Annotated in this window: 3 protein-coding genes; 2 read left to right on the forward strand and 1 reads right to left on the reverse strand. The window is 61.7% G+C overall.

Features of this window, described 5'->3' with window-relative positions:
* Together Q0J81_RS10775 and qrcD are read left to right on the forward strand one after the other, a co-directional pair.
* Positions 1-492: 4Fe-4S binding protein (locus Q0J81_RS10775; protein WP_294447833.1), on the forward strand; the 492-nt coding region annotated here is incomplete at its 5' end.
* A 3-nt stretch (positions 493-495) separates the two neighbouring features.
* Positions 496-1,743, forward strand: coding sequence for a menaquinone reductase integral membrane subunit QrcD (gene qrcD / locus Q0J81_RS10780; protein ID WP_294447834.1), 1,248 nt, complete (start codon positions 496-498; stop codon positions 1,741-1,743).
* 1,087 nt (positions 1,744-2,830) lie between these two features.
* Here the strand turns inward: qrcD and Q0J81_RS10785 are convergent.
* Positions 2,831-3,754, reverse strand: a 924-nt coding sequence (locus Q0J81_RS10785; protein ID WP_294447835.1) for an ATP-binding protein, incomplete at its 5' end; no start/stop codon positions are given.

Genomic DNA, 3,754 nt, shown 5'->3' on the forward strand with positions numbered 1-3,754 from the left:
GGCGGCATTGTCAGCCAGATTCCGCCCCGCTGCATCGGCTGCCGGTACTGCATGGCCTCGTGTCCTTACCATGCCCGCTACTTCAACTGGTACGACCCGAAGTGGCCCGGCGATCTGGCTCAGGCCCTCTCCCCCGACGTTTCCACCCGCATGCGCGGCGTGGTGGAGAAGTGCTCCTTCTGCCATCACCGCTTCATGAAGGCTCAGGAAGCCGCCGTGGCCAAGGGCCAGGACCCGATGAACCTGCCCGACGGCGCGTACATCACCGCCTGCACCGAAGCCTGCCCCAACGGGGCCATCACCTTCGGCGACCTGAACAACCCGGCCCACAAGGTGCACGAGCTCATCAAGAGCCCATATGCCTTCCGTCTGCTGGAGCGCCTCGGCACCGATCCGCAGGTGTACTACCTGAGCAAACGTGAATGGGTGCGCCGCGAAGGCGACAACTATCTCGAACACGAAAAGACCGGCGAAGCCACAAAGCAGGGGTAGGTTATGGATTACAGCAAACCTGTTGATGCGGAGCTCTTCCCGGAAGGGTGCGAGCGCTGCTCTCTGACCAAATTCATGGGATGGATGACCATTCTCGGCGTCATCTTCCTCTGGGGACTGTACGCCGCCGTGCGCGTCCTCGGCTTCGGCCTCGGTGAAACCGGCATGGACGACTATTTCGGCTTCGGTCTCTGGATCACCTTCGACCTCGCCGTCATCGCCCTCGGCGCCGGCGCGTTCTTCACCGGCGCGCTGCGGTACATTCTCAACATCGACGAGCTCAAGAACATCGTGAACCTCGCCGCCGTCATAGGCTTTCTGTGCTACACCGGCGCCATGATGATCCTCGTGCTCGACATCGGCCAGCCCATCCGCTGCTGGTTCGGCTACTGGTATCCCAACGTGCATTCCATGCTCACGGAAGTTATTTTCTGCATCACCTGCTACTGCATCGTGCTCATCCTCGAGTTCGTGCCGCTGGTGCTGGAGAACCGTCAGCTCATGAAGCGCCCCTTCATTCATGCTCTCGCTCACAACTTCCATGTGTACATGCCCATTTTCGCGGGCATAGGCGCGTTCCTTTCCACCTTCCATCAGGGCTCCCTCGGCGGCATGTACGGCGTGCTCTTCGGCCGTCCGTACCTCTTCCGCGAAGGCTTCTTCATCTGGCCCTGGACCTTCTTCCTGTTCGTGCTCTCCGCCGTGGCCTCCGGCCCCATGTTCACCGTGCTCGTGTGCACGCTCATGGAAAAGATGTCCGGCCGCAAGCTCGTAAGCTGGGAAGTCAAGCAGCTCATGGGCAAGGTGGGCGGCACCATGCTCATCGTCTACACCGTGTTCAAGTGCCTCGACAGCTGGTACTGGGCCACCGACCTGCTCGCCGGTCAGGGCCTCACCTTCGACCAGATGTTCCACGGCTGGATCTACGGCAAGTGGCTCTTCTGGCTCGAGCACGCCTTCCTCATCATTCCCATGGTCGTGCTGCTCATCAAGCCTCTGCGTGAAAAGCCCTGGCTGTTCTACCTGATGCTCTTCCTCACCTGCACGAGCATCACCATCAACCGCTACGTGCTCACCGTGCAGGGCCTCGCTCAGCCCGTCATGCCCTTTGACTCCTGGTACACCTACGCCCCCAACTGGGCGGAATGGGCCAGCTGCTTCCTCGTGTTCGCCTACGCGGCCATGGTTCTGTCCCTGGCATACCGCTACACTCCCATGTTCCCGCAGGAAGCCGAACTCAACAAGAAGTAATCTCTTCTGCCAACACTCATGAAAAAGGCGGCCCTTTTTGAAGGGGCCGCCTTTTTTTATGGAAAAAGAAAGCGTCTGCCGCACGCGGTAAATCCACGCGCCCCGCAAAGGCTGCGCCGGGGCCTTTTTCCTCCGGGGCGGCCCTGATGCTGCCCCGCGAGGTCGATGGAAAGAGCTCGAGGCCGATGGACGGGGAAGGCGTTCCCGAGGAGGGCCCGGGACAAACAGACAGCGCCGGGGGAATGATTCGTCGGTTCCGGCTCCGGATGCCGTCCGCAGAGAGCGGCTTTTCTTTTGCCTCCCCTTCTGCGCCGTGCACGCGAGGCGAGGCGGATCAGGGACGGACGCAGGCAGGGACGGGCTCAGGGGCAGAGCATGGCGTCCGCCGTGCCTGCCCTTCGCATGGAACGTCGACCGGCAAGCGGCGGCGCGAAGTACCGAAGGCAACCGCGGGGACGGCGCGACAAGGGACGACACGGCGTCGAAAAAGCGTCAGAAACACGCCGGAACAACGCCGAGCTCCCGGGCGCTCGGCAACGGTCAGGCCGTGAGCCAAAACAGCGCGCCGGAGCAGAAAACACGCCTGCCGCACGCGGTAAAGCCACGCGCCCCGCAAACGCTGCGCCGGGGCCGTTTTCCTCCGGGGCGGCCCTGATGCTGCCCCACGAGGCCAATGGAAGGGCTTGAGACTGACGGAAGGGAAAGGCGTGCCGAGGGGAACGAGGGACAAACAGACAACGCCGGGGGAATGATTCGTCGGTTCCGGCTCCGGATGCCGTCCGCAGAGAGCGGCTTTTCTTTTGCCTCCCCTTCTGCGCCGTGCACGCGAGGCGAGGCGGATCAGGGACGGACGCAGGCAGGGACGGGCTCAGAGGCGGAGCATGGCGTCCGCCGTGCCTGCCCTTCGCATGGAACGTCGACCGGCAAACGGCAGCGCGAAGTACCGAAGGCAACCGCAGGGACGGCGCGACAAGGGACGACACGGCGTCGAAAAAGCGTCAGAAACACGCCGGAACAACGCCGGAAACGCGCCGTGCTCCCGGGCGCTGAACAACGGTCAGGCCTTAGGATGACGACAGCCGTGCCGTCATTCCCCCTGCTCTGCCCTTTCTGCGTCTTTCGCGTGTTCTTGTTCGACGGCGGCGCGGTAGTCGGTGATGAGCTTTTCGAGGATTGCATCGAGCTTTACGAAGTCGATGGGTTTTGAGACGTGGGCGCTCATGCCTGCGCGGACGGTTTCCGCAATATCCTCGGCAAAGGCGTTGGCGGTAACGGCAACAATGGGCACGAGACCGGCATCGGGGCGCGACAGGGCCCGTATGCCTTCACAGGCCTGACAGCCGTTCATCTCCGGCATCTGCATGTCCATGAGCACGGCGTCAAAGTGGAACGGGGCCGAGTTTCGGAACATATCGAGGGCTTCGCGGCCGCTCCAGGCCTTTTCCACGCTCACGCCCCGGGCAGAAAGCAGCTCTTCGGCCACCTCCATATTGATTTCATTGTCTTCTGCAATGAGAATGCAGCGGCCTCTGAGAAAATCGCCCTGCCGCGGGGAACCCGCCTGTCGGACAGGCTCGAGGCTTTCGCCCTCGTGCACCATGCGGAAAGGCAGAATGACGGTAAACACGGTTCCCTTGCCCGGCGTGCTGGAAACCACGACGCTGCCGTTCAAAAGTTCCACCATGCTTTTCATGATGGGCATGCCGAGCCCCGTGCCGGTGACGGGCCGGGAAGACACGCGCGGATCCCGCGAATAAGGCTCGAAAATTTTAGTTAGAAATTCCGGAGACATGCCGATGCCGGTATCGGTAACGACAAACTTGTACTGCGTGTAGTCGTTCTGATTCACCTGCGAGATGTCCACGGAGATGGAATCGCCCTTATTCGTGAACTTCAGCGCATTGGAGAGCAGGTTGTTGAAAATGCGGGTCATGTGGAAGGGGTCGCCCATGACAAGGCTCTGCTCAATGTTCCAGGAGACCTGAAAGTTCTTTCCTTCCATGTCGGCCTG

It is taken from the genome of uncultured Mailhella sp., from assembly GCF_944324575.1.
Taxonomy (GTDB): domain Bacteria; phylum Desulfobacterota; class Desulfovibrionia; order Desulfovibrionales; family Desulfovibrionaceae; genus Mailhella.

Excerpts from the sequence above, each read along its gene's own strand:
- qrcD (WP_294447834.1), top strand. The coding sequence starts at position 496 with ATGGATTACAGCAAACCTGTTGATGCGGAGCTCTTCCCGGAAGGGTGC.